Origin of the sequence: Alkalihalophilus pseudofirmus (assembly GCF_029094545.1) — a bacterium.
Lineage (GTDB): Bacteria > Bacillota > Bacilli > Bacillales > Bacillaceae_D > Alkalihalophilus > Alkalihalophilus pseudofirmus.
In genome coordinates this window covers 869,666-894,003 of sequence record NZ_CP117835.1, presented here as the reverse complement: position 1 = coordinate 894,003, position 24,338 = coordinate 869,666, and the positions used below count along the sequence as shown (strand labels likewise).

Annotated in this window: 25 protein-coding genes and 1 riboswitch; of the genes, 6 read left to right on the top strand and 19 right to left on the bottom strand. The window is 39.4% G+C overall.

Translation table 11 applies throughout. The features are described from left to right. Nucleotides 1–29: 29 nt before the first annotated feature. The gene (locus tag PQ478_RS04545) at nt 30–1,634 is read right to left on the bottom strand and encodes an ABC transporter permease (protein ID WP_289235958.1); all 1,605 of its coding nucleotides are present in this window, start codon (nt 1,632–1,634) and stop codon (nt 30–32) included. 1 nt (nt 1,635) lies between these two features. Beyond that, nucleotides 1,636–2,535, bottom strand: coding sequence for an ABC transporter ATP-binding protein (locus tag PQ478_RS04540; RefSeq protein WP_289235957.1), 900 nt, complete (start codon nt 2,533–2,535; stop codon nt 1,636–1,638). 164 nt (nt 2,536–2,699) lie between these two features. Here PQ478_RS04540 and PQ478_RS04535 point away from each other — a divergent pair, with 164 nt between their 5' ends. Beyond that, complete coding sequence (locus PQ478_RS04535) at nt 2,700–3,290, top strand: TetR/AcrR family transcriptional regulator (RefSeq protein ID WP_012957851.1); 591 nt, start codon at nt 2,700–2,702, stop codon at nt 3,288–3,290. 40 nt (nt 3,291–3,330) lie between these two features. Here the strand turns inward: PQ478_RS04535 and PQ478_RS04530 are convergent, their stop codons facing one another. The 6 genes from PQ478_RS04530 to PQ478_RS04505 all read right to left on the bottom strand — a co-directional run bounded on the left by PQ478_RS04530 (nt 3,331) and on the right by PQ478_RS04505 (nt 10,386). Beyond that, entirely contained in the window at nt 3,331–3,972 is a 642-nt protein-coding gene (locus tag PQ478_RS04530; RefSeq protein WP_289235956.1) for a DUF4352 domain-containing protein, read from the bottom strand. 165 nt (nt 3,973–4,137) lie between these two features. Beyond that, nucleotides 4,138–5,457 carry a short-chain fatty acid transporter gene (locus PQ478_RS04525; RefSeq protein WP_289235955.1) on the bottom strand — a complete coding sequence of 440 codons (1,320 nt, stop codon included), beginning with the start codon at nt 5,455–5,457 and terminating at the stop codon, nt 4,138–4,140. Nucleotides 5,458–5,564: 107 nt separating this feature from the next. Beyond that, entirely contained in the window at nt 5,565–6,554 is a 990-nt protein-coding gene (locus PQ478_RS04520) for an anti sigma factor C-terminal domain-containing protein (protein ID WP_289235954.1), read from the bottom strand. Further along, on the bottom strand, nt 6,544–7,050 hold the full coding sequence (locus PQ478_RS04515) for an RNA polymerase sigma factor (protein ID WP_289235953.1): 507 nt from the start codon (nt 7,048–7,050) through the stop codon (nt 6,544–6,546). Before PQ478_RS04515 ends, PQ478_RS04520 begins: the two co-directional genes overlap by 11 nt. A 146-nt stretch (nt 7,051–7,196) precedes the next feature. Further along, on the bottom strand, nt 7,197–8,159 hold the full coding sequence (locus tag PQ478_RS04510; RefSeq protein ID WP_289235952.1) for a helix-turn-helix transcriptional regulator: 963 nt from the start codon (nt 8,157–8,159) through the stop codon (nt 7,197–7,199). A gap of 868 nt (nt 8,160–9,027) precedes the next feature. Further along, nucleotides 9,028–10,386 carry an FAD-binding oxidoreductase gene (locus tag PQ478_RS04505; protein WP_289235951.1) on the bottom strand — a complete coding sequence of 453 codons (1,359 nt, stop codon included), beginning with the start codon at nt 10,384–10,386 and terminating at the stop codon, nt 9,028–9,030. 159 nt (nt 10,387–10,545) lie between these two features. Between PQ478_RS04505 and PQ478_RS04500 the strand changes: the two genes are divergently transcribed. After that, nucleotides 10,546–11,598 (top strand): glycoside hydrolase domain-containing protein, encoded by a 1,053-nt coding sequence (locus PQ478_RS04500; RefSeq protein ID WP_289235950.1) that lies wholly within the window; start codon nt 10,546–10,548, stop codon nt 11,596–11,598. Nucleotides 11,599–11,676: 78 nt separating this feature from the next. On the opposite strand, the gene PQ478_RS04495 is transcribed toward PQ478_RS04500, so the two are convergent. The 5 genes from PQ478_RS04495 to PQ478_RS04475 all read right to left on the bottom strand — a co-directional run bounded on the left by PQ478_RS04495 (nt 11,677) and on the right by PQ478_RS04475 (nt 14,556). Beyond that, nucleotides 11,677–11,793, bottom strand: coding sequence for a DUF6254 family protein (locus tag PQ478_RS04495; protein WP_012957843.1), 117 nt, complete (start codon nt 11,791–11,793; stop codon nt 11,677–11,679). Between the two features lie 63 nt (nt 11,794–11,856). After that, on the bottom strand, nt 11,857–12,636 hold the full coding sequence (locus PQ478_RS04490; protein ID WP_289235949.1) for an ABC transporter permease: 780 nt from the start codon (nt 12,634–12,636) through the stop codon (nt 11,857–11,859). Further along, the gene (locus tag PQ478_RS04485) at nt 12,633–13,541 is read right to left on the bottom strand and encodes an ABC transporter ATP-binding protein (RefSeq protein WP_289235948.1); all 909 of its coding nucleotides are present in this window, start codon (nt 13,539–13,541) and stop codon (nt 12,633–12,635) included. The genes PQ478_RS04490 and PQ478_RS04485 overlap by 4 nt, the downstream gene beginning before the upstream one ends. Next, nucleotides 13,541–13,753 (bottom strand): PLD nuclease N-terminal domain-containing protein, encoded by a 213-nt coding sequence (locus tag PQ478_RS04480; RefSeq protein WP_012957840.1) that lies wholly within the window; start codon nt 13,751–13,753, stop codon nt 13,541–13,543. Before PQ478_RS04480 ends, PQ478_RS04485 begins: the two co-directional genes overlap by 1 nt. Before the next feature lie 125 nt (nt 13,754–13,878). Further along, nucleotides 13,879–14,556, bottom strand: coding sequence for a hypothetical protein (locus PQ478_RS04475; protein ID WP_289235947.1), 678 nt, complete (start codon nt 14,554–14,556; stop codon nt 13,879–13,881). A gap of 153 nt (nt 14,557–14,709) precedes the next feature. Here PQ478_RS04475 and PQ478_RS04470 point away from each other — a divergent pair, with 153 nt between their 5' ends. From PQ478_RS04470 to PQ478_RS04460, 3 genes are all read left to right on the top strand, one after another. Then, entirely contained in the window at nt 14,710–15,282 is a 573-nt protein-coding gene (locus PQ478_RS04470; RefSeq protein WP_075683872.1) for a DUF2087 domain-containing protein, read from the top strand. Nucleotides 15,283–15,420: 138 nt separating this feature from the next. Further along, nucleotides 15,421–15,801 (top strand): SET domain-containing protein, encoded by a 381-nt coding sequence (locus PQ478_RS04465; protein WP_022626568.1) that lies wholly within the window; start codon nt 15,421–15,423, stop codon nt 15,799–15,801. Between the two features lie 224 nt (nt 15,802–16,025). Next, nucleotides 16,026–16,607: a LytS/YhcK type 5TM receptor domain-containing protein gene (locus PQ478_RS04460; RefSeq protein WP_012957835.1), complete on the top strand. Its 582-nt coding sequence runs from the start codon at nt 16,026–16,028 to the stop codon at nt 16,605–16,607. A gap of 50 nt (nt 16,608–16,657) precedes the next feature. On the opposite strand, the gene PQ478_RS04455 is transcribed toward PQ478_RS04460, so the two are convergent. Continuing rightward, complete coding sequence (locus tag PQ478_RS04455) at nt 16,658–17,179, bottom strand: GrpB family protein (protein ID WP_075683871.1); 522 nt, start codon at nt 17,177–17,179, stop codon at nt 16,658–16,660. 230 nt (nt 17,180–17,409) lie between these two features. On the opposite strand from PQ478_RS04455, the gene PQ478_RS04450 reads away from it, so the two are divergent. Continuing rightward, entirely contained in the window at nt 17,410–18,549 is a 1,140-nt protein-coding gene (locus PQ478_RS04450; protein WP_012957833.1) for a S8 family peptidase, read from the top strand. Between the two features lie 115 nt (nt 18,550–18,664). Here PQ478_RS04450 and PQ478_RS04445 read toward each other — a convergent pair whose 3' ends face one another. The 5 genes from PQ478_RS04445 to PQ478_RS04425 all read right to left on the bottom strand — a co-directional run bounded on the left by PQ478_RS04445 (nt 18,665) and on the right by PQ478_RS04425 (nt 24,178). Continuing rightward, a complete protein-coding gene (locus PQ478_RS04445; protein ID WP_289235946.1) occupies nt 18,665–19,669 on the bottom strand; it encodes a C40 family peptidase in 1,005 nt (334 codons plus the stop codon). Between the two features lie 25 nt (nt 19,670–19,694). After that, nucleotides 19,695–20,762: a dipeptide epimerase gene (locus tag PQ478_RS04440; protein WP_289235945.1), complete on the bottom strand. Its 1,068-nt coding sequence runs from the start codon at nt 20,760–20,762 to the stop codon at nt 19,695–19,697. Between the two features lie 89 nt (nt 20,763–20,851). Further along, nucleotides 20,852–21,169 (bottom strand): DUF3870 domain-containing protein, encoded by a 318-nt coding sequence (locus tag PQ478_RS04435; RefSeq protein ID WP_012957830.1) that lies wholly within the window; start codon nt 21,167–21,169, stop codon nt 20,852–20,854. Nucleotides 21,170–21,399: 230 nt separating this feature from the next. Continuing rightward, entirely contained in the window at nt 21,400–22,500 is a 1,101-nt protein-coding gene (locus PQ478_RS04430; RefSeq protein WP_289235944.1) for a nicotinate phosphoribosyltransferase, read from the bottom strand. A gap of 358 nt (nt 22,501–22,858) precedes the next feature. Continuing rightward, complete coding sequence (locus tag PQ478_RS04425) at nt 22,859–24,178, bottom strand: globin-coupled sensor protein (protein WP_289235943.1); 1,320 nt, start codon at nt 24,176–24,178, stop codon at nt 22,859–22,861. A 10-nt stretch (nt 24,179–24,188) separates the two neighbouring features. Next, nucleotides 24,189–24,273: riboswitch (cyclic di-GMP riboswitch) on the bottom strand. Nucleotides 24,274–24,338: the final 65 nt, after the last annotated feature.

Below are 24,338 nucleotides of genomic sequence, written 5' to 3'. Positions count from 1 at the left end.
GCCAGCTGCAAATGCAGCCGGCCTTATTATTACCCCTCGATATCTCGCTTTCGATACCCAATAAATCCAAGCATGATTAGTCCTGCAGCAATAAGAGTTAAGATAGCAAGTGTCCATCCATTTATCTCTTCAACCGGATATTCGGGTATATAACCAAATGGTGAAATCTTAGCCATCCATTCAGGAAATTGCAGCAATCCGCCTAAATACACAACTAAAAAAGAGTATCCGAGATATAGCCATGATAAGCCTGTAGCTTTTGGTATCCAGCCAAGTGCGAACACTGCTAGAGCAATCATTACCCAGATGGCCGGCAGATAGACCATCGCAGCAAAGAACATTGACGAAAATGGGATCGCTTCTTCTACCACTGTGTTGGCTGTACTCCATAGACCAAGCATGGCAAGAAACAGCATAATAAAACTAAATAAGAATGCAAGAATGACATAGCTACCTAGCAATTGATTTCTTGATACAACACGAGTCAGCAAATGCTCGCTTCGTCCTTTTTTCTCTTCCCCTTTTAGTTTCAGTACGAATAATAAAACTGGGACCGTAGAAATCATTGACATAACAGCCATCAGCATCGTAGAGAATTGCTCTGTTAACGAGACTCCCTCAACGGGAGATAACATTTCTACCAGCATTTCATTGCTTGTGAAAAACGACTCTAAATCGCCAAAGATCGAGCCGTATGAGACCCCGAGGATAAACATTCCGATTGCCCAGGCAATGATCGCTGTTCGCTGTAGTTTTACAGCCAATCCAAAAGGACTAAGTAAAAGCTTACTTGCATAGGTCTTCCCAGGTTTAGATGGTAAAAGCCCCGACTCTAAATCTCTTTTTGTCATCAAATACATAGCTAGAACATAGACAATGACTGAGGCTCCTAAAGTCAAAATAATTGGCCACCAGTAATTATTCACATAGACTTCTGTACTTAAAATCCAGCCAAGAGGTGAGAAGAGTGAAAGTGTTTCATTACTAACATCTCCTACTGCACGAATCAAATAAGATAAGCCAAGAATGGTAAACGAGTAGCCTATTGTACCTCTTGAATTTTCTGAGAGCTGGGCGAAAAGCGCTGTAATAGCAGCAAAAAAGATCCCCGCTGAACCGATTGCAGACCCGTAAAGCAAGGATGCAGAAAGGTCCATGCTTTCAATCTGAAGAGCTGCTAAACCAAATCCCGTTAAAAGAGCTAACAGAATATTGGCTGCCACCATCACCGTCATCACGGAGCTTAGGTTCGTTAGCTGTCCTACAGGCAATGAACGAATGAGTTCAATCCTTCCGTCTTCTTCATCTGCCCTTGTATGCCTGGTGACTAAGAGAATACTCATAATCGCAGCAACAATGGCCGTAAATAATAACATTTGATGAGACATCATCGCGCCTTCAGTATAATTGTCAAGCCCATAACCAGGTCCGACCATTGCAGTCATCGCTGGATTTCTCATTGTTTCAGCAATCGCTTGTCTTTCCTCTTCATTTTGATAAAGATCAGTAAAGGATGTCGCTGTCAAAATAGTGATAAAGACGATAGACAGAATCCATATAGGGAGGCGCACCCGGTCTCGCCTTAAGATAAACCGAGTCATCTTGCCTGTATTTATAAATGCATGTCTACCCATCTTATTGCCCTCCATGAGCAGACGAACCCTCGTAATGACTCATGAATAAATCTTCTAGAGTAGGCGGCGAACTCTCCAACTTAACTAGACCATATTCGCTGATTTCTTTCATTACTTGATCTAATGTCTTGGCATCGACTTGAAAGCTGACTCCCCTATCTTTTAGTTCAATATCATAAATTCCAGGAATGTTTTCGAGATTTGTAATGGGTGTTTTTGTTTCGACAAACATTTGAGTACGTGTTAAATGTCTAAGCTCATCAAGCGTACCAGTTTCAATAATCTCTCCTTCGCGTATGATACCAACGCGGTCACATAACCTTTCGACCTCAGATAAGATATGACTTGAGAGCAGTACACTTTTACCGGCTTCCTTGGCTTCCATTACACAGTTCTGAAACACTTTTTCCATCAGCGGATCTAGCCCTGATGTCGGTTCATCAAGGATATATAAATCCGCCTCAGATGCAAAAGCTGCGACAAGTGCAACCTTTTGACGATTCCCTTTTGAATACGTACGGCATTTTTTAGCAGGATCTAATTTAAATGTTTCAATTAATTGATCGCGACGGGCTCTATTAACACCTCCGCGCAGCTTCATAAATAAATCAATGACTTCTCCGCCAGTCAGATTCGGCCATAGATTGACATCACCAGGGACATAAGCCAGCCTTTTGTGTATCTCCACTGCATCCTTCCAAGCATCCTTACCAAAAATGGCAGCAGAACCTTCTGACGCCTTTAATAGTCCAAGAAGAATTCGAATGGTTGTCGATTTCCCTGCGCCATTCGGTCCAATAAATCCAAAGACTTCCCCTTTATTTACTTCTACATTTACCCCATTTAATGCCGTGAACTTCCCGAATCGCTTCGTTAAGTTCCTCGTTTCTAAAATGGTCATGTATGTTCCCCCTCAATGTTTATAACACCTTATTCAAGTTTTGAAATTTATTAACCTCTTTAGTTCATAATATACAAAAAGGGAATCCTTGACAAGAGTTTATGAACTATTTCATTTGTTTTATTACAAATTTTTTATTAAACTATGTTATAGAGGTGAACATTATGGACGGATTTGAGCGCAGACGCGAACAAAAGAAACAACAAATTTTAGGAGCTGCTCTAGAGTTATTTATGGAGTACGGTATTCAAAAGGTCTCCATTTCTGAAATCGCAAAAAAAGCAAATGTATCACAAGTAACGATCTACAATTATTTTGAGAGTAAACATAAACTTATACATGAAGTCTTTATCTATTATGTCGACCAAGCTTCAGCTCAATTTGAGCAGACTGTTTTCTCAGATATCCCTTTCCCAGAGAAAATCAAGAAGCTTATTTTCAATAAAAAAGAAGTCGCAAAACAAATAAATGAAGAATTTTATCAATACTTAATGAAGGAGTATACAAAAGAAGAGAATTATATTGAGAAGATCTATACAGAAAAAGCACTGCCTTATTTTGAACACCTTTTTAAAGAGGGAAAAGAGCAAGGCTATGTAGATCCTAATCTCTCAGACCAAGCGATTATCTTCTACATTCAGATGTTGAAGGACTATGTGCAGCGTGAAGATGTTTATAAAAATATCCTGCCTCTTACTGAAGACATTACAAATATCTTCTTCTACGGCATATTAGGGAAGCGTGATGAAGACTAAAGAAGCCGGCTCCACCAATTGAGGAGTCGGCTCTTTTTGTTTACTCAGACTTTAATTCAAACCACAGTTCAGCCTCTGTACGTCTCTTAAACGCAGCAAGGGGATTCTGATCATCTTTATCGACTAAGAAATAGGTATACCCAGTACGCTCTGCGCCGGTATACAGCTCATTTCCTAGGTCTGGCTCGAGTCCTGCTACAGATATAAATTCATCATACGTGTTTCCCGATTCACTAACAGCATCAAACTGTGCATGATTTAGATCAAATGGTTCTTTTTCTACTTGATTAGCTTTAACATTAAATTTAGCAAGTACATATTCTTGATCTTCACCTGGCTCATCATTAAAGGGATTTCCTAGACTGACAAGCTCCGCTGCCTCATCTCCGCTAATTACTTCTAATAATTCAATCTTAAGACTGACATCGCCGTAAAATAGATCATTATAGTCTAATGTCACACGTTCACCTATTTGTAATGGTGCGCTTCTCGTTCCAACCTCACTTGCTTCAGAAGGCTCTTCCTCAATATCAATATCTTCCCCTTCTGTTCCTCCATTTGAAGCTGCCTCCGCTGATACCTCAGTTGACTCTTCTACTTTTTCAATGGCAGCTTCCTCGCCGCATCCTGTGATTAACATTGCCGCAGTTACGGCTGACACAATTAACGCTGTTTTTTTCATGTGTAATCCCTCCGATTGGTTTGTTTTAATTAATTTGTTATACCTAGAGAATACCAAGGAGAAATGACACAATTATGTCAGCGACAAAATGTTTCATCAATAAAAAGTAAGATTTATTTCCTATAAAAAAAGAAGCGAGACCAAACTTGGTCCCACTTCTAATCTTTAATACAAGAAGTAAATCAATACACTTGTAATAATTCCTACCCACACACTTAATAAAATACAATAGCCCATAATATGCCTAATATGAAGCCCAACGACACTTAAAATAGGCAGCGCCCAGAATGGCTGAATGAGATTTGTCCATGCATCTCCCCATCCAACAGCCATCGCTGTCATAGCTGGATCTACACCAAGCTCAATAGCAGCAGGAATTTGAAGGGGTCCTTGCAGTGCCCATTGGCCTCCTCCTGAAGGAGCTAGAATGTTAATAAATCCTGCAGCCCAGTAAGTGAACACATTAAATGTCTCTGCTGTGGCAACAGAAGTCATCCCATTAATAATCGCATCTCCTAAACCCGAGCCTCCAAGTACAGCAATAATCCCAGCATAGAAAGGAAATTGAAGGACGATGGGTGAAATTGATCCTACTGACTGCTTGAATGCCTGTGCAAATTGGCCGAGAGAACGATGAAAGAAAAGGCCCATTGATAGGAAAAATAAATTGATAAGATTCAAATCAAGGTCACGTCCTGATAGAAAGACCCCCACTGTATATACAACCCCTATTGCCCCGATAAGCATTCCTAATACAGGTGTATACTCTAACTTTTGTGCAGGAGTAAGTGACTCTTTTTTAGGAACGTCAAAAGTCATTTGGTTTGATTCCGATGGTGGTTCATAAGAGCTTATATCTCTTTTAGGAGCCATCAGAATAATGAAAAGAGGGATTGAAATGGCTAGCACTAAGAAAATAATGATGGTTGAAGGATGAAAAATAGTAGCTGATGTAGGGATCACACCCATCGTTTCTTCTAAAAAATGTCCTTCTGTAGCAATCGTTAAACCAATCGAACTTGAAAATCCAGCTGTATAGAGCACTGTTGGAGCATAAGCTGCCGCAATAAGCAGCGGAAAATGTGCTCGCTTATTCCTTTTTCCAATTTCTCTTGCAATAATTGCACCTACAACTACAGCTAAACCCCAGTTAATATAATAGGCCGCTGCTGCAACAAGGAAGGTGACTAAATACGCTTTAGTTGGAGTGTTTGCGAATTGAGCTATCGCTCTTAATCCCTTTTTAATAAATGGAACAGACGCTAACACCATCCCCGTTAATAATAAAAGCACCATTTGCATTGTAAAAGCTAAATAAGTCCAAAATCCATCTCCCCACGCTGCCACCACTTGAACAGGCTCACTAGGATTAAAGAAAATCGCAACGGCTATAACAATAATCGTCATAAGAACAGCAATAACAAAAGCATCAGGTAAATATCTCTGAATCCCACGAGAAAAACGATCAGCCACTCGTGTAAGCATACATATCCCCCCTTTTGTTTGTCTTGCTACTCATTGTATTTAGCCATGTAACTATTTATGATGAGTCATTAGGAGGAGACCATAAAAAAAGAAGGCATTCGCCTTCTTTAATCAAATTTCTTTGCGGTTGCACCAAGCGTCGCTCCACGAATGAAATCCACCTCATTAAACTGACTTAATTCATCTGCTCTGCCAGTGACTACAACACCAATGATCTCAATATTTTCAGGGACAAATTCTTTTTCACCATCATTGGTAATTCCATTGATCATCTGGTTGATTTCATATTCGAATTCATTTGTTTCTTCTTGAAGGTATTCGATCGTATGGATGAAGGACTGAGCAGAATCTTCTGCCGATAAACCTGCATAAGGATAACCACATACCCAGCTGCCCATCAGTGTGTGAAGATGATCAAATACCACTCCCTCTTCCTCGCGTACACTATTCATTTCATTAAAATCGGTAATTTCCTCGTCTGTATACGTATCTATCCAATACCATTCTAATTGATCACCAAAGACGTCAATCACTTCTTCTAAAGGGTATGCTTGATCAAACGAAAAAGCCATTTCTGCTACCATATATTCCGGGATATTTTCAAGCAGTGGACGATCATCGTATACCTCTTTATAGTTGACTTCCGGGTGAAAGAACTCGATAACTCTCTCTCCTTGAAAATATGAAATGGGTCTTTCTCCTTCTTCATGAGTTGTACTGGTTGATGTCACAGATGACAGCGGCTTTTTCGTTCCAAACATGGTGTACTCAGTTTCTTCTGCTCCCCAGTTTAAGGAAACGCCATCGATATATTTTTCCATATCCCTTGTCTCAATCGCACTGAATAAGGAAAACGTATAGGAGGCCCCTGTCCCTTCTACATTTGCCCCACTAACCATGCTCCATAATGCCTTATCACCAGATTGATCGATTGCCCTCTGTAGGACATGGCTTCCCAACCAATACAACGAAAATAAAACAACCATACTAGCGATGATAGATATTATCAGTGATTTAATCAGTGATTTTCGTCTCGCCTTTTTAACAAGCTGGCCAAGACCTTCATTTCCACTTGTAAAAAGCTTTTTATCGGTCATCTTCTAACCTCCTGTATTCCTTAATAAATTGTTGTCTCGCCCGGTATAGATTCGTTTTTACCGTTCCCTCTTTCATACTCATCACCATAGCTATCTCTTGGATAGACAGACCCGTGCTGTATTTCAATAAAAGGAGTTCACTGTATTTTTCTTTCAACTTCCCGAGCACTGCTCTTACAACAGTACCTTCTTCAAGCCGCAGAAAGGTTGATTCCGGCGTTGTTTCTTCAATCAGTTTTTCAACGTTAAAGGTAAGAAGTATATTTCGCCGTCTTGTCTGCTTTCTCGAGAGATCATAATAACGATTAACCGCTACTCGAAAAAGCCAACCTTCGACATTTTCAATCGTTACTGAGTCCATATAAAGAAGAAATTGATAAGCTGTTTCTTGAATAATATCTTCTGCATCTTCTTTTACCGCACCCATTTTGAGCAGATATGATCGAATCATGTTTAGCGGCTCTTGTAGCAGCTCCCCTACTTGTGCATCATTCATTCCCGCCCTCCCATCTAAGAAGCTCTTATCATCTGTTCATAGTAAAGACGCGTTTCAAACAAAAAAGTGAACAAAAATTTCCAAGAAAGTTATGCATGATCATTTTTCAGCATAAAGCAGGCAGCAACCCTCGTTGCTGCCTGCTCTTATCGTTTATATTTTTCCAGCCATCCCTTTAACATTTCCTGCATCTTATCGCGGTAATGCACAGGTTCTAAGATCTCAGCATCCACCCCGTACTGCATTAACCACTGCAAAAACTCCCGATCATGATTTAATGTCACTTCAAATAATAAGCTTCCATCTTTATTTTCTGTCAGTTTCGGATTGACGAATAACTCTTCTTCTTTAATATAACGTGCAACCTCTTTACTAAACAGCACTTTAAACTTAATGTTGTCTTTCCCCTGAATAATTGACCATGTATTCTTAAAATATTGCTTTAAATTAAACTCTTTTTTATCAAAGGTTTGACTGGTCTGCGTTACTTTAAGGAAACGACTCATTCGAAAAGTAAGAACTCTTTTCTTTTTATGACAGTAAGCAATTAAGTAAAAACGGTGATCTCGAGGGATTAAATAATAGGGATCAAGTTCTCTTGACGTCGTTACATCCCGGCTTTGTGTATGGTAGACAACTTCGATCGTTTTCGAGTGCAGGATAGAGTCAATAACGGGAGATAAATAGTTATTTTGTTCTTCTTGAAAGGCAGGTGTTCCCATTTGAATAATAGAAACCATCTTTTGAAGAACGTCTTGCAACTCTTTCTTTTCTTTTTGGTGAGTAGCCATTGCTTTCTCATAAGCCGAATAGAAATCAGGCGGAAATAGATGAGTCATTTGATCAATTATCTTTGGAAGCATACCAAAGGCCATTGCTTCTTTCTCTGTCCAATCTAGAGGATATACCGAAAAGTTCCCGAGGTATTCATACCCTTTTCCGTACCCTTCATTGGTAATTGGAACATTCGCTGCGCTTAAGAGCTCTAGATCCCGATAAATCGTACGAGCAGTCGTTTCACAGCGCTCCGCTAATTCCTTTGCCGTAATCCCCGGACTTGATTGAATAAGGATGATAATCCGAAGTAATCGAATTAAACGTTCAGACATCTAATCTTCCTTTCTAGTACATAAACATAAAGATTTGGATTCCGCCTTCATTGTACAAGGGATGGAAGTAGAATGGAAGATATATTCTTATGAAAAAAGATGCTAAAAAGGGCATTACTGCAAAAGAATTAGAACCTAAAACAATTAATAAGGTATATACAAACACAAAGCGGCCCTTTATCCCATTACTCAACCGGATAAAAGGCCGCTACACTATCGATTCTTCTAACATTACTTGTTAATTCCTTTCTAATACCATTACCATGTATTTATTTCTTCTAAGGTCCCCATGCATCTCATATCATCGATACATTTCGCTTTCGCTACGTCATTGGAATCAGTCCCTTCAAAGAGTTCCAAATTGGTGTAGCCATGCTCCTGCCTTATCTTACATATCCTATCCCCTTTCCTAAGAAGTTGTGTTGGGGTGTTGCTTAGGTGTTACTAAGTATTGCTTGGTGTTGCTTGTCCTTACTATAACTAATTATTTAACTTTTGTAAATATTCAGATAAGTTATTCCAGACGGTTTTCCCTTATCATTCAGCTTCTTTCTCTTTATATCGACATCATTCTAATTAATTCACTTTTTTTCATTTTTGTATAGAAAGACATATGAGTAGAGAAAGTGGAATTGTATTCTTTTAGGTCATTTATGCGTCGATTAGTGAAATGATTGTGTGGGTTGATTAGATAAATGTGTCATTTGCCGGCAGAATTGCGTCCCTTTACGGTTATTGTTCTCATTCAGCTGCGATATGCGTAGATACTAAGCAGGATTATTACTTTTCAGAGGAGAATTGCGTCACTTGCATTTAAAACAAAAAGCTGCCTCATTTCATTTATGAGGCAGCAACTAGCTTGTTCACTTCAGAAAATTTTTCCCGGATTCATAATTCCTTTAGGATCCAGGGTGTGCTTTATTGATTTCATCACTTCATAAGCCGTACCGTGTTCCTTTTGCTGATACTTCACTTTTCCGACGCCGACACCGTGTTCACCTGTACATGTGCCTCCCCGTTCTAGTGCATAAAGAACGATCAGTTCATTTAGCTCCTTCGCCTTTTCTACTTCTGCCTCATCTGCTAAATCAACCATAACAAGCGCATGATAATTACCATCCCCTACATGGCCTACCACTGCGCCCACAAGTCCTGTCTTTTCAATGGATGCTCTTGCATGAAGAATGGCTCCTGCAAGCTCAGTTATAGGAAGACTGACATCTGTCACCATCAGCTTCTTGCCTGGATGCCCGTGGATAAATGAATAAGCTAGATTGTGTCGTGCTTCCCAAAGTTCAGCGCGTGATTTTGTATCCATTTCAAAATGAATATCCATACAACCTAAGTCACTGACTATTTCTTTCATAAACTCTACATCTTGCTTGAGACCTGCTTCATTACCATGAAACTCTAAAAATAGTGTCGGCTTCAGTTCGTAGTTTCTTTCATTGGCAATATTCACTTGCTGAATGGAATGCTCGTCCACAAATTCCATGCGGGCAACCGGAATATTAGCAGCTAATATACTTGTCACTGCCTCCACAGCTCGCCCTGGATCAGGAAAAGTAGCTCTCGCTGCCATGATGCATTCTGGTATGCCGTGTACTTTTAATGTTAACTCCGTAATAACACCAAGTGTCCCTTCAGATCCCACCATTAATCCATTTAAATGCAATCCTGAAGAAGACTTAGCTGAGAGACCTCCCGTATGAATAAGTTCACCACTCGCTAACACAACTTCCAAATCACGTACCTGATCTCGCATAATCCCGTATCTAACAGATGTAGTTCCGCTTGCATTTGTAGCAGCCATTCCACCAAGCGTTGCGTCAGCACCAGGATCTACTGTAAAAAATAATCCGTACTTCTTCAGCTCTTTATTTAACTGAAGTCGAGTAATCCCTGGCTGCACTTTAATTAAGAAATCGTTTGGTCTTACTTCAAGCACTTGATTCATAAGAGACATATCTAGAGAAATTCCTCCTTTATAAGGAATCGCATTTCCCTCTAAACTTGAGCCTAGCCCAAAAGGCACTACTGGAATTTCGTATGTATTTGCATAGTTTATGACCTTTTGAACATCTTCTGTCCTTTTTGGAAAGATGACCATATCAGGCAAAGATGGGATGTGATAGCTCTCATCACGGCTATGCTGCTCACGCATCGTTTGATTTGTGGTCACTTGTTCTTCTGTTAAAAGCTTACTCAGTTCTTTCACATGGTCCATTTGTAAACACCCTCCAGAAACAAAATTTTCCGAATTATCATAACTCCACCTCTATTCTATCGTATTTTTAGATTTCAAGCAGTAAGATTCAAGGTCATTCCTTCACCTTATTTGCCTGCCTTTCATACAATAGTTCGAGTAAAATAAGGCGGTGAATTAATGAATACGAAGACAAATCTTATGCTTTTTATGGTTGCTACTCTTTCCATTTTATTTGTTTTAACCGTCTCAATTATCAGCCAAAGTAAAACTCCTGCACCTGGTTCGGTCGTGTTTGATGGAGATGCTGCGATTAATAATAATATCCAAAATAACATTGATTCTGAGAATGCAATTGTCGAGAACTCCATTGATAACCAGGTAAATAACGGAGAAACCAATGAAATTGATAACAATGTACTCAATAATATATCCGTTAGTGTAGATGTTACCGTTAAAAATGCCATCTCTAATCAAGTAGATAAAGATGGCAAAGGTTCAAATGGGAATGGCACTAGCGGGGGGAATGGCAGTAATAATGGCAATGCTAATGGAGACAGCAATGGAAATGGGGACAGCGAAACGCCTGATATCGTATGGGGAGTGGATTCAGCAAGCTTAACAGATGATGAACTGTTAGCCTGTGTACGGGATAATTTCGGTAATCCCGAAGTATGGGGTCGTTATCTAGGGGACAAAGATGGCGTATCGTCTGGATTAACTCAGGAAGAAGTTGAATTGCTCCAATCAAATGACATTCAAATTCTTGTCATTTGGAATCAATTTAATGAACCCGTTGGATTTGACAAAGGTCAAAGTGAAGCATCTGCTGCCATAGAGCTAGCACGAGAATTTGGAATTCCTGAAGGTGTTGCTTTGTTTGCAAATGTCGAACCGATCTATCCGATTGATGATCAATTCATTTTAGGCTGGCATGAAACGATGATGGAATCTGAATACAACTCTGGTATCTATGGTATTTTCAGCCCAAGTGAAGAACTATATACTGCATACGTTGCAGCGGCTGAACAAGATAGTACTATTTACGATGAGATGTACATTTGGACAGCATCCCCTAATGAAGGAATTACGACAGAAGCGAACGCACCTGCCTATAATCCAGATTTCCCTGAAGGAGGACTAATCGGAGGGTGGCAATACGGGATTGATGCAGAAACTTGCAATATTGACACCAACTGGTTTGATGGAAATGTATTAGATGTTTTGTGGTAAGCCGGTAAATAGTTCGAAAGAGAGTACAAAAGAGAGTATAAAAAGAATAGCCGCTGTGATGACACAGCAGCTGTTCTTTTATTGTTTCTTTGTTTCATTAGAAAGATCTTTTAAGGACTTAATCTTTCCATGTGGATGCTGTGATTCTTTACGCTGTCTCCATTGACGTTCTTCTTGTGATTTTGATTGTGACATAGGATTCCCACCTTATTTTTTAAATTAATGGTACAGGTGTATTTTGTCATAATCATAAAGATACTATTCCGATAACTCTTTGTTTTGAAGGATCTTAATAGACCCTAACAAAAATACAATAATCAGTACGACCGTCACACTAACAGTCAGCCATAGACCTTGAGGAACCATCTCCTCAACCAGAATAGAACCCAGATGACTTGTAAGCTGTGCGGGACTCCATTCCATCCAACTCTCGAAAGTGCTAGTCATTATTGAAAGAATGATAATGGTTGTAATAGTAACAAATGCTACTAATCCAGGCACCTTAAGCGCGGCGTTGAAAAGAATAATTAATGTAAATATAAACAAGAACCATAAGGCTAATAACAGGTAGCTTTGTAAAAAGACTGCAAAGGATACGGCTTCAAATAACACTACAACATAATACCAGCCTGCCAAATACCCTAAAAAAACCGATAAAAGGCCAACAATACTAAGGCCCGCCCACTTTGCTGTCACATAGGACGCATATGATACTGGCTTCACTAAAATCATACCCGCCAAGCCGCTTCTTCGTTCTTCGGAGATAATTCCCATTGATGCCAAGACAATAATTAATACTCCTAGCATATTTAGTTGAGAAATGACCATCATTAATACCTCTTGTGCTGCGGGTGTAGGCATTTCAAACACAGCTCCCTCAGGCAGACCGCCTGACATCTCAAGGATTTGAGGCATATAATAAGTAGTAAGAGGATCTGTCATGCCTAAAAGGATAAACACAATTGGCACCCAAATTAATTTATAATTACGTGTCATTTCTAGTACTTCTTTTTGAAATAAAACAACCCATTGCCTCATCCTCTCACCACCTTAACAAATAAATCCTCAAGTGATGATTTTTCTACTTCAAAGCGGGTAAGGGGGATATTTTGTTCTACAATATCTTGAAGCATTGCTCTCTTCGTCTTCTCAATGTCATTGAGACGGACCTTTGCAGAGTCTTCTTCATAATCAACCTCAAGTACATCCTCCCATTTCTCCCAATGTTGAATGTAGGTCTGAATCGGCCCTTTTGTTTGGATTGAGATAATCGGCTTCTGATGCTTTTCTTGAAGATTGCCCAATTTGTCTGCCACCTTTATTTCACCATTATGAATGATTATGACATCATCACTCACTTCTTCTGCATCATTTAGTACATGAGTGGAAAAAAGGATCGTTGTATCTTTCTTAAGCTGACGAATTAACTCAAGCACCTCACGCCTTCCAAAAGGATCAAGGGCTGAAACCGGCTCATCTAATAAAAGCAGCTTTGGTTTGTGTATAATGGCTTGTGCGATCCCTAACCGCTGTTTCATTCCACCAGAGTACTTTCCAATTTTGCGGTTTGCCGCATCACTTAAACCCATTACTTCAAGCAGCTCGCTTGTACGCGCCTTCACCTCAGCTTTAGGCAAATGCGCTAATTTCCCAACGTATTCTAGAAATTCTCTTCCACTCATCCAGTTATGAAAAACAGGGTATTGAGGAAGATAGCCAATCTGCTCTCGTAAATCTGAATCCGAACTAAAACCTGACATGCAAATAGTGCCGCTAGTAGGCTTCAACAAATGAGTCAGCATTTTTAAAGTGGTGGTTTTTCCAGCACCATTCGGACCAAGCAATGCTACACAACGCCCCTCTTCAAGTGAAAAAGAAACGGAATCAACTACTTTATTATCACCATATACTTTAGTTAGCTGTTCAACCTGAAAAAAGGACATTAATCTTGCCTCCTGCCGATTACAAAATACAATATTGGACCGATTAAATTAACGAATACAATAATAATTAGCCACAACCATTTAGGGCCATTCGTTTTCTCGATTCGAAACCAATCAAATAAAGCTACAAGCATTAAAATGAATTGAATAACTAGAAAAGGTGCAATGACAGCTAAGTTAAGCTGGTCAAGCTCTGTAAGGATCTCATTCATAGGCTTACTCCTCTCACACAATAAATACTTTTTATTACCTTCCTAAGTATACGCTGATTCTCATACAAGAGTTTCCTTAATAGAAAAAAATCGAAACAGGGACGTACCCCGTTTCGATTTTTTTATCACTTTATTTTCTCCTGTGCATCAGCTGCAAGCTCTATCAACTCTGAGCGAGTATAAGCTGGACTAACCCCTTCAAGGCTTAGTAAGTAATCAGCTGCTTCTTCTTCTAATAACCCGCATTGGTTCATCAACCCTTTTAAAATCGTCTTTAAGTAAGGGATAGCTGGGGGAAACTCTGACTCTACTTCGGGCCGTTTCGGATTCGTAAATGTAAAAATAGGGAAGCCATCCATTGTCCCTACGTTCATCATCTTTCCATATAACCCTTTTAATAAAGCGGTCTGGTCATTAACGAGACGTGACAACTCACTTTCTACCTCTAAGAGACCATTTTCTTGAGCCATCACATCTAAATATTGTTCCATTGTTACTAAGTAGCAAACAAAAAAGGAGTGCTTATCCCCTTTATTTGGATCGATAAAAACAGGGGCTCCTCCCCAGCGGTCGGCATAGTGAGCAAAATAGGCTTCATATGGGAAAGATAACGTCCGAACCTCAACAGGCAGGGTGTGATCTCGACAGCCTTTTTCCGTTTTTGTTGACCCTTCAGGCTTCCCACCTTGAATATAACAATAAAATCGCTCTGGATTCATATTTGAACCATAACTTGCATACCACACATGGGTTGTCTTTAAAATGTCGTCACTCTTCATAATTGTTTCCTCTTTCACATCCACATTTACACACACCTTTATCACTTTTCGTTCCATTAGGATAACGATTTTTTACTAAATTGTCTAACCCGCCCGAAAAGTTCTTAGTATAACTATTGTCATTTCTTAGCAATTAGATTATAATCTAATTAGATGATTATCTAAGGGGATATGAAGATGCAATTAAATCGTTTAGTTAACTTCCATAAAACACTAGGGGATAAAACCCGTATTCAAATCATTGCTTTATTAAAGAACGGCCCGCTTCATGGGCAAGCCATTGCTGGAAAGTTAGGCTTAACTCCTCCCACTATTTCTCACCATCTCGCTAAATTAAGAGACATAAATCTTGTTTACCAACGCAGAGAAAAAAATACGATTTACTATCATTTAGATGAGAAGAAACTTGAAATAATGGCAGCAGCGATTATTAAAGTAGGGGGTGAAGTAGAGATGGACCCATTTAAAGTAGAAGACCAAGAGAAATACAAAGTTATTCAAAACTTCTTCACAGACGATGGTAAATTAAAAACTATTCCGGCCCAACGCAAGAAAAAGCTTATCATTTTAGAATACCTAGCTAGCAAATTAAACGTTGGAGTCATCTACAGTGAAAAAGAATTAAATGAATTTATTAAACAATACCACGAGGACTTTGCAACAATTAGACGTGAATTTATTATGTGTCATTTTATGCACCGTGAAAATGGGATGTATCAACTGAATCCTGAGGAAATGTGGCTCATCTAGCAGACGTGTTATAATCCTTATCAGCTCAATTGAGAATGACTAGATTAGAGTAAGCATTTTACAGTTGCTTTTCACACGAACAACTGTCAAGCTAGGAAGATAAATATAACTACTTCTAAGAACGCGAAGGTGACGCAAATGATTACAGTCAAAACCTCCCCTGTCAGTGGAGGAGAATTTAATAGAGGGGTCTTTGCAACAGAAGATATCCCAAAAGGAACCATGTTTCACGAGGCTCCTGTCGTACCTTATCCGAATATCGAGCACATTTTAATCCAAGAAACGGTCTTAGCTGATTATGTATATGAATATGGCAAAAATCATACCGCGATTGTGCTGGGCTATGGAATGCTTTTTAATCATTCTTTTACTCCAAATGCAACCTATGATATTAATTTTGATAAGCATATTTTCAGTTATTATGCCTATCGCGATATTAAAGCTGGCGAGGAAATCTTCGTGAATTATAACGGAGAAGTAGACGATGAGACGCCGCTATGGTTCATGAAAGATAAATAAGCAAGGACCTAAAAATATGAAGCTTAATCTGGCTTCATATTTTTTTCTTTCTTAATAGAGGTGTACTAGGCAAACAGGGTAAAATGTTGAGATACGTATGTCATGTCTTGGAATGCTCGAAAAAGTATAAGCGTTATCATACATCATACAGTGATATACCCTAGAGTATCTTTTTCCATAGGTGTTATGGTAAGATTTTAGAAAGAACTGAAAGGACGATCCTCATGTTTGATTTAATTGAAACGTTGTTAGGTAACGTCTTCTTTTTGCTGCTTGGAATGCTTTTTTATTTAATGATCATCGAATACAAAAAGACAACGGATGGAAATGTCATCATACTAGCTCTCTTATCTAGTATCGTCATGGTGTTGTGTATGTCGTTCCCTATCCATATCAGCCATGGTTTTATATTTGACCTTAGGTATATACCATTTATTATCGGTTCTTTATTCGGCGGGTTTCCGGTTGCCATTCCTATTTACGCTGTACTTAATATATACCGGTTAATCATTGGCGGGCCAGGATGGGTCCCTTCCTTTTTTATTTCAAGCCTTGTTGTGGTTACGATCCCTTTTCTACATACGAGCTTTCTGGCATCTAACGATTTAAAGAAAATCGTTATGGCTTCTGGCTTAGCTCTTTTTCATGTGTTCTTTTATGTATCTTCGTTAAGCTTCTTTTTCACCTCTCTTACAAACGAGTTTTACGATGCAGCAAAACTAATGATCACAATGCAAACCTTAACCATGGTCTTCCTAATGGCTTTGCTTATATTCTTACTTAAGTTCCATCAGAAGACGAGATAAAATGAAGCACCCATGCTGGATTCATGAGTGCTTCAAGCCGCCCCCTATATCTATCTCTCTCCTAACCTCTTTTCAAATTCTCTGTATTCTTTAGATGTTAAAATTCTTCTCATATAAAGAGACTTTGCATGTCTGTAAGTTTCCATATCTTTTCCTTCAAACATTAACTTCAACTCATTATATTGAATGACCTCACACGGATATGCGACAAAGTATGCTTTTACTTTCCAGAAATGATCTAACTCTGAACCTGCAGCTGTTAACTGTAATCCTAAAGGCAGAAGGTCTTCCTCGTCTTCAAACGCACAAAAGAATGACGTTTGCGTGCTCCCGGTATTAATGGTGTAGTGCTTTAACAAGAAGCTTTTTGCATGGTCAAACTCCTCTATTGGAATACGAACTTGAAGGTCAACATCTCCTTTTGTTAAAGACCCTTCAATTGCTGTGCTGCCAACATGAATCACACAAGCATTTTGCAGGCCGTTTTTGATCCTTTCCGTATGCTTAGCTACCACTAAAGCTGCACGCTCCCGAAAGACCTCTTCCCTTTTAAAATGGACGATTTGTTTCATAATAGGTGACTCCCTCTCTTTGTTCCTAATACACTCCTCTTACATGTATTAGCCAATAATAGGAAAATCCCTTCTGACACTACTTGTATAAGTATGTTTATATAATTATTGATTGCTTCCTGATCTATTGCACTCTATCATTAATATTATAATAGTTAGAATTATCTATCTATTTAGACTCATATTAGATAGATACTTACAACTAAATAAATAATTGGAGGAAGATGAAAATGAGACATCTTTTATTGGCGCTTCTATTAGTGTTCACAATGCTATTACCAGGACAAGCAGCTTTCGCTCAAAATAATTTTGCTCAAAACGAAACGAAAGAGTATTTAGTTTCATTTGACGGCCCGTCTCAAAAAGGATTGTTGAAGGCGTTTGGAGTGGAGGAAGAAGATATTATCCATGAATTTAATCTGCTCCCGGTCGTTCAAGTAGAACTACCTGAAAATAAAGCTCGCGGTCTAAAAAACCACCCCCATATTAAATTTGTTGAGGAAAATGCAGAGGTAACGAAGCTTGCACAAAACGTACCTTGGGGTATTCCTCGTGTTCAAGGAACTGACGCACAAAATGCTGGATACACTGGCAATGGTGTAAAAGTAGCTATTCTTGATACAGGAATTGACCGCAGCCATCCAGATCTTACAGCGAATGTACAAGGTGGTCACTCTGTATTTACAGATTCAGCAAACCGCGATCCATTTTTTGATGGTGACGGACATGGAACACATGTTGCAGGTACCGTAGCTGCCGTTAATAACGACATTGGTGTCGTTGGAGTAGCAAGTGAAGCAGATCTTTATGCTGTCAAAGTACTAAATAATGCTGGAAGCGGCTCCTATGCAGGGATTGCAGAAGGAATTGAGTGGTCCATTAATAATGGAATGGATATTATTAATATGAGTCTAGGTGGTTCTCAAAGCTCTGCTATTTTAAAAGAGTTCAGTGACCTTGCCTACGCCGAAGGATTACTAGTTGTCGCTGCTGCAGGGAATAGCGGCAATCGCGGCGGTAATAACGACACAGTTGGCTACCCTGCTAAATATGAATCTGTCATCGCTGTTGCTGCAACAGACCAAAACAATCAACGTGCAACGTTCTCTAGTACAGGACCAGCTGTTGAGATTTCAGCTCCTGGTGCCGGTATCTTAAGTACAACTCCTAATAATAACTATGCTTCATTTAATGGAACATCTATGGCCTCTCCACATGTAGCTGGTGTCGCTGCACAGGTATGGCAAGCGAAGCCCCATTTATCTAATGTTGAGCTTCGTAATCTCTTAAATGATACTGCCCTTCCACTAGGCGGCTCAAATCAGTTCGGAAATGGTTTGGTGCAGTCAATGGCTGCTATTCAACAATAATTGTTAAAAGCGTGGAAGTGTCCACGCTTTTTTTGTTTTTGCTAGTAAACCGCGTGTACCTCTATTTAACAAATAAGGCTGGTCCATTCACACATGGACCAGCCTCCTGCTATTGTTAATTGTCTAAATAACGACGTCCGCTGTGATAGCTTGATGCATAACTCGATTCATCAATCACCACAATTTCTACGGTGCTGGCTGTATTGGGTGAGTGAATCATTTTCCCTTCACCAATATACATTCCGACATGGTGAACGGCTCCTGTGCCATTGTTACGGGCAAAGAATACAAGGTCTCCTTTTTGCAAATCTTCTCTTTCAACAAATGTACCATGCTGAGCTTGTATGCTTGAATCACGAGGGATCGTTATTCCATGAGCCTTATAAATCGTGTGTGTAAATCCTGAACAATCAAATCCAAAGCCTGATACACCAGCCCATAAGTATGGTAAATCTAAAAACAATTCACCAGTAGCTAGTAAATCATCAGCTGTTGGTTTTGGTATATCTTGCTCTGATTCATATATTTCAATATCTGCTAGGTCGAACCACTTGTTTCCATCAGCTGGTGTCGCAACAAGCACTTTATCTCCCTGCTCGGCCATAACCGGCAATCTTGTATTGAAACTCACTTCCATAAATTCTTTTGATAAAGCACGATCTTCGTATAAAGAAGCAGTCGGCACAGTGACTGTCGCAAACGGACGGTTAGATAAGTCTTCTAGTCGTTCATTATTTGTTAACTGAACTTTAGGAACCCAGCCTGGATAACCTGATTCTTCACGAGGCGTAGGCTGGCCTTCTACTGAAATCTTAACCCAGTCACCCGCTTCTTCTAACACATTAACTTTCATTCCGTATAGAGCTTGTGTTTCTAGCTTTCCGACTAGCCATAGCTTTTCCTCATAGGTCATGTCAGTAGTCCACTTCCAGTGATCAACTGGATTCGATACAGCAGGTGCATCAATCGGCCGGTCCAAATTCGGCTCAGCCCACACCGTCAACACAGATACATCAACAAAGGCAATATCTCCTTTTCCTACCTCTTTTGCTAGGCCGGCCGGTGTTAGGATCATTCCAGCCATACTTACCATCAACAGCATAAGCAACCATTTTTTCATTAGACATTCTCCTCCTGTTTTGAATTTATATTGAAAGCCTTGCCTCTGTTGACTTGCGCCAAGAAACAACCCCGCCTTCATAGAAGAGATTGCTTTTTGCTTCCTCATCTTCTAACCAAAGTGGTGCATCTAAGTCCACCATGGTAATATTCGGATGTGCGCTGGCCAAAGCGGCGATCGGTGCAACAGATAGATGTGATTCCATCATGCTGCCGACCATACAAGGCATTCTTACTGCTTGCGCGAGGTCTGCAATGGCTCTTGCTTCATTCAGCCCCCCACATTTCATCAACTTTATATTCAACATATCAGCAGCACCCATCTTAATAATGTGATGAGCATCCTTTAGAGTTCTACAGCTTTCATCTGCCATAATAGGCAGATGTACGTGCTCCCTCACGTACTTTAACCCTTCTAAATCATCTGCTGCTACAGGCTGTTCTATAAATTGAACGGGAACTTGATTTGCTTCAAGAACGTGAATGAGTGTGATCGCTTCTTTTGGTGACCAAGCTTGATTTGCATCAATTCGAAACTCAATGTTCTCATTTGCGTTCTCTGCTAAATACAAAATCCGCGCAATGTCCTCTTTTCCTGATGTTCCAAGCTTTACTTTCATCTGAGTAAAACCAGCTCTAGTATGACGCTGCATTTGCTGATTCATTTCTTCTTTTGAGCTAAGACTAATTGTCATATCATTTTGCAAAGGAATGGAGCCTCCGCCAAAGAATTCGAGCAGATCGATTCCTAAGCTTTTCGAATAAGCGTCATGCAGTGCCATGTCAACGGCTGCTTTTGCACTATAATTTTGAATGCAGCTCTTTTGAACGAGCCTTATCATTTCTTGAAATGAGTAAACAGGTGTGTGTAAAAGAGCATCTGTAATTGGATGTTCAATTGCAGCTATAATACTCTCTTTTGATTCGCCGGTAATGGCATAGGTCGGAACAGCCGAACCCACCCCTGTAATCCCTGAATCCAGGGTAATCTTTACCTCAATCACCTCTACCTCAGTCACTGTCCTAAGAGCCGTTATGAAGGGTTCCTTAAGAGAAACAACCTTCACTGTTACATCTATTTGTTGAATGTTCATATAAAAACTCCTTCGACATCAATTAAAAAAATCCAGCTAAGTTCTGTAAAGAACTTAGCTGGATTTTATCCTGTAAGGGACAAAGCAGCTTACACGTTATGTAGTTGATTAAACTTTTGACTTGCATGACGAAAGGCAACAATGACAGCTTTTTGAGAAGAGCCGTAATACTTCTCCTCAATGGCCTTCACTATCTGATCTGTCTCTCGGATATTTTTTCCGACAAATAAGTGCCTTATAAATGAGCTTGTAATCGATAATATAGACGTTGCTTCAGCATCAATGATTTTTCCAGATAGCCGGTCAACCACAAAACCAATGAAGAATACTTTGTATTGTTCGGTTATCGGATTATTAGATGGTGATTTTGCTTCACCAACAATATAGATAGAATCTTGATCGAACATGTACTTCACCTACTTACCACTTACTGATTGATCATCGGATGGCTAGCTTATGATGACCAGAGCAAATGATTATCTGAAAATTATGATATATCATATCACTTCTTAATACAAGCAGACAAATTACATATTTTTCAAATAGGGCAGAGTTACCTTTTTGTTTGTTACAGTCCAACTCTTTACTCACATAAAAAAGCACATGCACTCTTTTGTAAGAATACATATGCTGCGAATTAGGAGTGCGGCATTTCAACTTTTTCCATTCGCGGGTTAGGATTAAACTTTCTGCCCGCTTTTGCTTCAGGCTGATTATCAAGCAAGACATCATCCCCGGTAAAACCAACTGACAGCTTTAGTAAACTGCCTCCGACACCATAGACGTCAACAGGAGCATCATTCTTCTCAAATTCACGAATTCTCTCAGCTGAGAATCCCCCGCTCACGACAATTTGTACATGATGATAGCCTTCCTCATTTAAGGCTTCCCTTAATGCTTTTACAAGCGGAATATTCACACCACGAGGGTCGAAGCTTCCTAAAATATGTTGATTACGAATAAAGTATTGATCAATCATCGTTCTTGATGTATCAACTCTAACCCCTTTTAGTGTAGCACCAAATTCCCTAGCTACTTTTAAAGAGTCCGTAATTACATCATTATTGTAATCAACCAACGCAATTAATTCATCTTCAGGATAGGTTTCATGATAGGCAATTGATGCTTCTACTACATCCCCATTAAACAGCTGAATAAGAGCATGGGGCATTGTACCAAGACCCTTTTCTCCCCACCATTCATTCATGGCATGAGTAGCTTGTGCAGACATCCCTCCGATAAACGCGGCATAGCCGTCTCCTGCTTGATTGCTGAAATGGTCATCACGATCACCCATAAAGATAACCCGCTTATGCTTAGCGGCTGAAACAACCCTGTATACATTCGTTGCAACACTTGTCCGTCTCGCTAAAATACCATCAATAATTCCTTCTAAAAAGCCGAATTTATGATAGGACCCTCTAATCGTGAGAACTGTTTCAAAAGGGTTGATTTTATCACCATCATGCAAGGCATGGATTTCAAGTTCTTCAGGATCTTCTGAGAACGTGTGCAAAAGAGCAATCGCTTCATCAATTCCGCATAAAACAGCCTCTTCTTTTTGAAAAAACTGCATCGTGACTATTTTATCAGGCTTATATCTTTTCGCGATTTCTTTTGTTTTAAGGAAGTATACCGCAGAGTACCAGCCCTCTTTAATTCTCTCGTCAAATTTAAATGTATGATTTGTTAACCGTGAAAGCTCGCCAGCCATCTTCATTTCAATTTCTTTTTTCATTATTCGGCCTCCAATTAGTTGGCTTGCTTTTATTTATACCTAGTAATTATCCTACTTACTATTTACTCTTTTTCCAAATCTTTAAACCTATACGCCCCATTATTATTTCCGAAAAAGAACCCATTTATAAAATAGATCATTCACATAACGTATCATGTTCTTATTTCCTCATTGCATCGCTCTCCATACACCTACTAAAATGACCACAATCAGCCCCCAGGCCAACACTTGCCAGTATGCCTTGCGCTTTTCTTTTTGCATACGGATTCCCCTTTTTAGGAAGACATAGTTATCTCATTCAACAGTCTAACCAAAGATTTTGAAAAAAGCACCTTACACTAAGTAAGATGCTGCACAATCAAGCAGTCGCAACCGCTTCATTTAATTGCTCGGCTGATAATGCTACGTTCATACTAGCTTTCTCTATCTCTTTTACGACACGAGTAAGCTCGTCCATTTGGTTTTTTACTTTCATAACGGTATGGCTGCTTTGTTGAATCGATTCCACCATTTGACCAAACACCACATCGGTTTGTCCCGATGCCTCAAGCCCCATCTTCACAGCTTGAATAACCTGGCTTAATGATTGTGCCACTTCTTGTTTGTAGTGATCTGAATTAGCGATTAATTTATCAATTTGACTGATTGAATTCTTCGTTTGTTCTGCAAGCTTTTTCACTTCTTGTGATACCACCGCAAACCCACGGCCATGCTCTCCTGCTCTGGCAGCTTCAATTGCTGAATTTAACGCAAGTAAATTTGTTTGTTCAGCAATATCTTTTACAATCGTAATTACATGAGTAATTTCACTTGTTGCTTGTCCAAGATGATTAATAGCTTTTTGCATATTATTGGTATACTCTTCAATTGAATGGATTTTATGAAGCATGTCACTTAATTGGCCTTGACCGTCATTTGCCTTTTTCTCAGCAATAATTGATTGCTCATTACTTGCTAATGAATTTCCGCTTACTTCATTGAAGTGAGAACTTAAAATCTCTACTGAAGCTTGAGTTTCTTCGGCCAAAGCTACTAATCCTTCACTAATCTCCATAATTTTAGTACGGATTTCTGTTTTCCCAACTTCAAATTGTTCTTTCATTTTGGCAACGGTTTCATTTTCATAAGCTTCGAGTACAATTTGCTGTTCTAAACTAAATAATTTATTAACTGCAGTTGTGACTTGCTTAATTTCATCAATTTTATTAGACCCTTGATCAAACTCCCGGCAAATAACAAGAAACATAGCTTGTTGAAGGTTTTGAAAGGCACTCATATACCAAGAAGTCTCTACACCAATCTTGTAATGAACCTTTGCGACTTTCACTCTATTCTCCACAAACTGTTCATTAATATTCCCTTCAAATAAGTCAATTAGATGCTTCTCTAACGTTCTTTCAAGTCGATCTACCGAACTATGCTGCTCAATTTTTTCTCTTAATACCTGCACTAGAAGGATCGTATCATAGAAACCACGAACCAGCTCATTAACATGTGATATGACTAAAGGTTGTATGCTTTTAATGACTTGCAGATCTTGCTCTGTCAATTGAACCATTCTCATTTTGTCATGAATCGTCGAATCAGCCACATCTACCTTCACTTGCAGCTGACCTACTTGCTCCATCCAATCGTTTTGACTTTCTTTGAAAAATTTGATTAACGAAAACAGGCTCATGTAAAGTATCCCCTTTATCGGCCGGTTGCGCTACTTACTCCAACTTCTCAAAGCGCCCAATTTACAGAGAAGTTTTCAACGTATCCGTCAATTTACCTATATTATACTAGAAAGAGGTAAAAAAACCCTTTTTTTCGCAATCAATAAATGACAAACACAC